Origin of the sequence: Actinomycetospora sp., from assembly GCF_036497245.1 — a bacterium.
In the GTDB taxonomy this organism is placed as follows: Bacteria; Actinomycetota; Actinomycetes; order Mycobacteriales; family Pseudonocardiaceae; genus Actinomycetospora.
In genome coordinates this window covers 1-4689 of the sequence record NZ_DASXJS010000217.1, presented here as the reverse complement: position 1 = coordinate 4689, position 4689 = coordinate 1, and the positions used below count along the sequence as shown (strand labels likewise).

Here is a 4689-nt window from a genome sequence, read left to right as displayed (position 1 = left end):
ACGGCGACGTTGTTGTGCCGCATGTAGTGGCGCCCGACGGTGTCCGACCCGTTGGCCAGCCCGGCCGGGTGCCGGTCGTTGGCCGAGCGCAGCAGGAGCACCGCCGAGTTCACCGCGCCCGCGGAGACGACGACGATGTCGGCGCTGAACTCGACCCGCTCGCCGCCGGCCAGCTCCGCGACGACCCCGGTGACAGTGCGCCCGGTCGGGTCGGTCTCGAGCCGGTCGACCCGCGCGCCGGTCACCATCTCGACGTTCTGGTGGCGCAGCGCCGGGTCCACCGCGATCACCTGGGCGTCGGACTTCGCGTTCACCAGGCAGGGGAAGCCGTCGACCCGGTCGCACCGGATGCACGCGCTCCCGTGCGCCGCACCGCCGTGCTCGTCCTGGGTCAGGTCCACCCCGATCGGCAGGTGGAACGGGTGCAGGCCCTGCTTCTCGAGGTCGTCGCTCAGCTGCTGGATCCGCGGTTCGTGGGCGACCGGCGGACGGGCGTACTGAGCACTCGCGTGGCCCTCCCCCGGGTCCTCCCCGTGGGCGCCGTGGACGAGGTAGAGGTGCTCGGCCTCGGTGTAGTAGGGCTCGAGGTCGTCGTAGCCGATCGGCCAGGCGGGCGAGACGCCGCCGTAGTGCCGCAGGTCGGAGAAGTCCTCCGGGCGGAGCCGGAACAGCGCGGCGCCGTAGAACTTGGTGTTGCCCCCGACGTAGTAGTTGACCTCGGGAGGGAACTCGTTGCCGTCCTTGTCGTACCAGAACTCCGGGGCCCGGTACTTCCCCCGGACGAACACCGCGGTGGAGTCCCAGTTGTCCCGTTCGCGCGGCAGGTAGTCGCCACGCTCGAGGATCAGGACCCGTTTCCCGGACGGGGCGAGCCGGTGGGCGAGCGTCCCGCCGCCCGCACCGCTCCCGATGATGATGACGTCGTAGTGCCGGTTCTCGACCATCGCCGCACCGTTCCCGCTCCGACGGAGGGACCGGTCCGGCCGCTCCTCGCCCGCCCGAGACTCCTGCGGGCCGAGGGGGCGCGACATCACCTGGTCAGGATGACCCGACGGCCCGGCCGGTCCGCGGGAACGGCCACCACACCGGCCGCACGGGAGGGCACCGGTCGTCTTCCCGGGGTGATGCGACGACGGTCCCCGCGCGCTCACCGTGGGCCGGACGCGCCCGTCGGGCGGGTGCGAAGGACGCACCGCGCACGGCTCGCCCGGGGCCACGGAGGCGACGCACCATGATCGAGACGGCCATTGCGGACCACGGGCTCATCGGCGACCTGCAGACCGCGGCGCTGGTCACCACGGACGGGTCGATCGACTGGTTCTGCTGCCCACGCTTCGACTCGCCGAGCGTGTTCGGCGCCCTGCTCGACGACGAGCGGGGCGGCCACTTCCGGGTGCGGCCCACGGGTGGGCCGTACACCTCCCAGCAGATGTACCACCCCGACACCGCGATCCTGATCACGAGGTTCATGACCGCGTCCGGGGTGTGCGAGGTGCACGACTTCATGCCGGTCTCCGGCCACGAGGCCACCGACAACCACCGCCTGGTGCGCATGCTGCGGTGCGTGCGGGGCACGGTGTCGATGGAGTTCGACATCCTCCCGCGGTTCGACTACGGCAGGCGCGAGCACAGCACCCGGGTCTCCGACGGCGGCGTGGTGTTCGCGACCGACGAGCTGGCCCTGACCGTGCACGTCGTGCGCGAGCCCGAGGACGAGCGGCTGGGGCATGCGGAGGTCGCCGAGGGACGGGTGCGTGCCTCGCTGACGCTGTCCGCGGGGCAGGTCCGCGGCGTCGTGCTCGAGTCCGCCGCGCCCGGCCCGGCCCGGGAGGTCCGGGTGGCCGAGTTCCAGCAGATGTTCGACGACACGGTGGCGTTCTGGCGGGCGTGGCTGGCGCAGTCCACCTACACCGGCCGGTGGCGGGAGATCCTCCAGCGTTCGGCGATCACGCTCAAGCTCATGACCTACGCCCCGACCGGGGGCCTCGTCGCCGCACCGACCGCGGGGCTCCCCGAGCAGGTCGGCGGCGAGCGCAACTGGGACTACCGCTACACCTGGGTCCGCGACGCCTCGTTCTCGGTCTACGCGCTGCTCGGGATGGGCTTCACCGAGGAGGCCGCCCAGTTCTGCACCTGGCTCCGGGACCGGGTCGTCGAGCGTCATGGCGCCACCGGCAACCCTCTCAACATCATGTACTCGGTCGACGGGACCGCCGACCTGCCCGAGGTCAACCTCGAAGGCTGGTCGGGCTACCGCGGGTCCCTGCCCGTCCGGATCGGGAACGCCGCGGCCGAGCAGCTGCAGCTCGACATCTACGGCGAGGCCCTCGACAGCATCTTCTTCGCCGACGCGCACGGCCTCGAGATCGGCCATGCGGGCTGGGCCGCCCTCACCACCCTGCTCGACTGGCTCGCCGACAACTGGGACCAGCCCGACGACGGCATCTGGGAGAGCCGCGGCGGACGCCAGGACTTCACCTACGGCCGGCTGATGTGCTGGGTCGCGTTCGACCGGGCGATCCGCCTGGCCGTCTCGCGGGCCCGGCCCGCACCGCTCGAGCGCTGGACCGCCGCCCGCGACGGCATCTACAAGCAGGTGATGGCCCGCGGGTGGAACGCGGAGAAGCAGGCCTTCGTCCAGCACTACGCCACGGACGTGCTCGACTCGGCGCTGCTGCGCATGGGGACGGTGGGCTTCCTCAGCCCCTACGAGCCCATGTGGCAGTCGACCCTGCGGGCCATGGACGAGGAGCTGGTCACCGACGGACTCGTCTACCGGTACGACCCGAGCGCCTCCCCCGACGGCCTCCAGGGCTCCGAGGGCACGTTCTCGCTCTGCAGCTTCACCTACGTCGACGCACTGGCCCGGGCGGGCCGCCTGGACGATGCCCGCCTCGCGTTCGAGAAGATCCTCACCTACGCCAACCACGTGGGCCTGTTCTCCGAGGAGATCGCCCTGACCGGCGAGCAGATCGGGAACTTCCCCCAGGCGTTCACCCATCTGTCCCTCATCGACGCCGCGCTGACGCTGGACGCCGCGCTGGACAGGCGCAGGCCCGCCGCATCACCCCGCTCGGGCCCGGTGCCGTCAGCCCGTCCCCCGGCCCCGCGACCGGCGCCGTCCGCGGTCGACCCGGACGGTGCCCTGGCTCCGGCGCTGGCCGGGTCGACGTCCAGGAGAAGTCGCGCGATCAACGGCCGACGGGACGGCGGCTCGACGTGACCGCCGTGGAACTGGCCCGGATCCAGTTCGCCAGCACGTCGATCTACCACTTCCTGTTCGTGCCGCTCACGATCGGTCTCGCCCTGCTCACGGCCATGCTCCAGACCGGCTGGTACCGGGGTGGGCGGCGCGAGCACCTGGTGCTGACCCGGTTCTTCGGGACCCTCCTCGTCATCAACATCGCGGTCGGCGTCGTGACCGGGCTGGTCCAGGAGTTCCAGTTCGGGATGAACTGGTCGGAGTACTCCCGCTTCGTCGGCGACGTGTTCGGGGCACCGCTGGCGATGGAGGGCCTCGTCGCCTTCTTCCTCGAGTCGACGTTCCTCGGGCTCTGGGTGTTCGGCTGGGGTCGCCTGTCGAAGCGTGTCCACCTCGCGACGATCTGGGCGGTGGCACTCGGTTCGGCGCTCTCCGCCGCGTTCATCATGGCCGCCAACTCGTGGATGCAGCACCCGGTCGGCTACCAGCTGGACCCGGCGACCGGGCACGCCCAGCTCACCTCGATCGCGGCCGTGCTGACGAACGGGGTCTTCCTGCGGGGCTACCTGCACGTGCTCCTGGCCTCGGCCGTGACCGCCTCCGTGGTGATGCTCGGGATCTCGGCGTGGCACCTGCGGCGCGGCTCGAGCCCGGAGGCCTTCACCCTCTCGGCTCGTCTGGCGATCGGCGTCCTCATCCCGGCCGCGCTGCTCGCCATGCTCGTCGGCAGCGAGCTGGGGGTGACCGAAGGGCGCTACCAGCCGATGAAGATCGCGGCCGCGGAGGCGCAGTGGAGCACATGCCAGCCGTGCTCGTTCTCCCTGTTCCAGGTGGGCGGAGGCAACCGCGACGAGACCCCGACGAAGGTCATCCAGGTCCCGCACCTCCTGTCGCTCCTGGCGACCAACTCGTGGAACGGCCAGGTGGTGGGCCTGAACGACGTCCAGGCGCAGTACGCGCAGCAGTACGGCCCCGGGGACTACGTCCCGAACGTCTTCGTCCAGTACTGGTCGATGCGCGTCATGGCCTACCTCGGTGGGCTGCTCCTGCTGCTCGGTGTCTGGGCGTTCTGGCGGCGCCGGAAGCTCGTCGAGTCACCCTGGCTGCTGCGGGTCGCGATCTGGGCGATCCCGGTGCCGTTCGTGGTCAACACGGCCGGCTGGATGCTCACCGAGAACGGGCGGCAGCCGTGGATCGTCCAGGGGCTCCTGCGCACCTCGGACGCGGCGTCCCCGTCCGTCGGCATCGGCACGATCGTCACGAGCCTCGGGATCTTCGTGCTGCTCTACGGCGCGCTCGCGGTCGTGGACTGGCTCCTGATGGCCCGGTTCGCCCGCAAGGAGCTGGACCCGGTGACGCCTCCGGACGCGGATGCCGGGGCACCGTCCGACGACGACCCCGTCCTCGCCCCGACCTACTGAGGGAGCGCCGATGTCACTGACCACGTTCTGGTTCGTCATCATCGCCGTCCTCTGGACGGGATTCCT

The 4689-nt window shown here is 71.2% G+C and carries 3 protein-coding genes; 2 read left to right on the top strand and 1 reads right to left on the bottom strand.

Annotated elements, in window-relative coordinates:
* Positions 1–944: GMC family oxidoreductase N-terminal domain-containing protein (locus VGI02_RS23000; RefSeq protein WP_331631237.1), on the bottom strand; the 944-nt coding region annotated here is incomplete at its 3' end.
* A gap of 287 nt (positions 945–1231) precedes the next feature.
* Between VGI02_RS23000 and VGI02_RS22995 the strand changes: the two genes are divergently transcribed.
* Complete coding sequence (locus VGI02_RS22995; protein ID WP_331631235.1) at positions 1232–3223, top strand: glycoside hydrolase family 15 protein; 1992 nt, start codon at positions 1232–1234, stop codon at positions 3221–3223.
* Positions 3220–4623, top strand: coding sequence for a cytochrome ubiquinol oxidase subunit I (locus VGI02_RS22990; protein ID WP_331631233.1), 1404 nt, complete (start codon positions 3220–3222; stop codon positions 4621–4623). The genes VGI02_RS22995 and VGI02_RS22990 overlap by 4 nt, the downstream gene beginning before the upstream one ends.
* Positions 4624–4689 lie beyond the last annotated feature (66 nt).

Bases quoted from the DNA above. Each gene is read 5' to 3' on its own strand.
- VGI02_RS22995 (WP_331631235.1), top strand. From the start codon at position 1,232: ATGATCGAGACGGCCATTGCGGACCACGGGCTCATCGGCGACCTGCAG.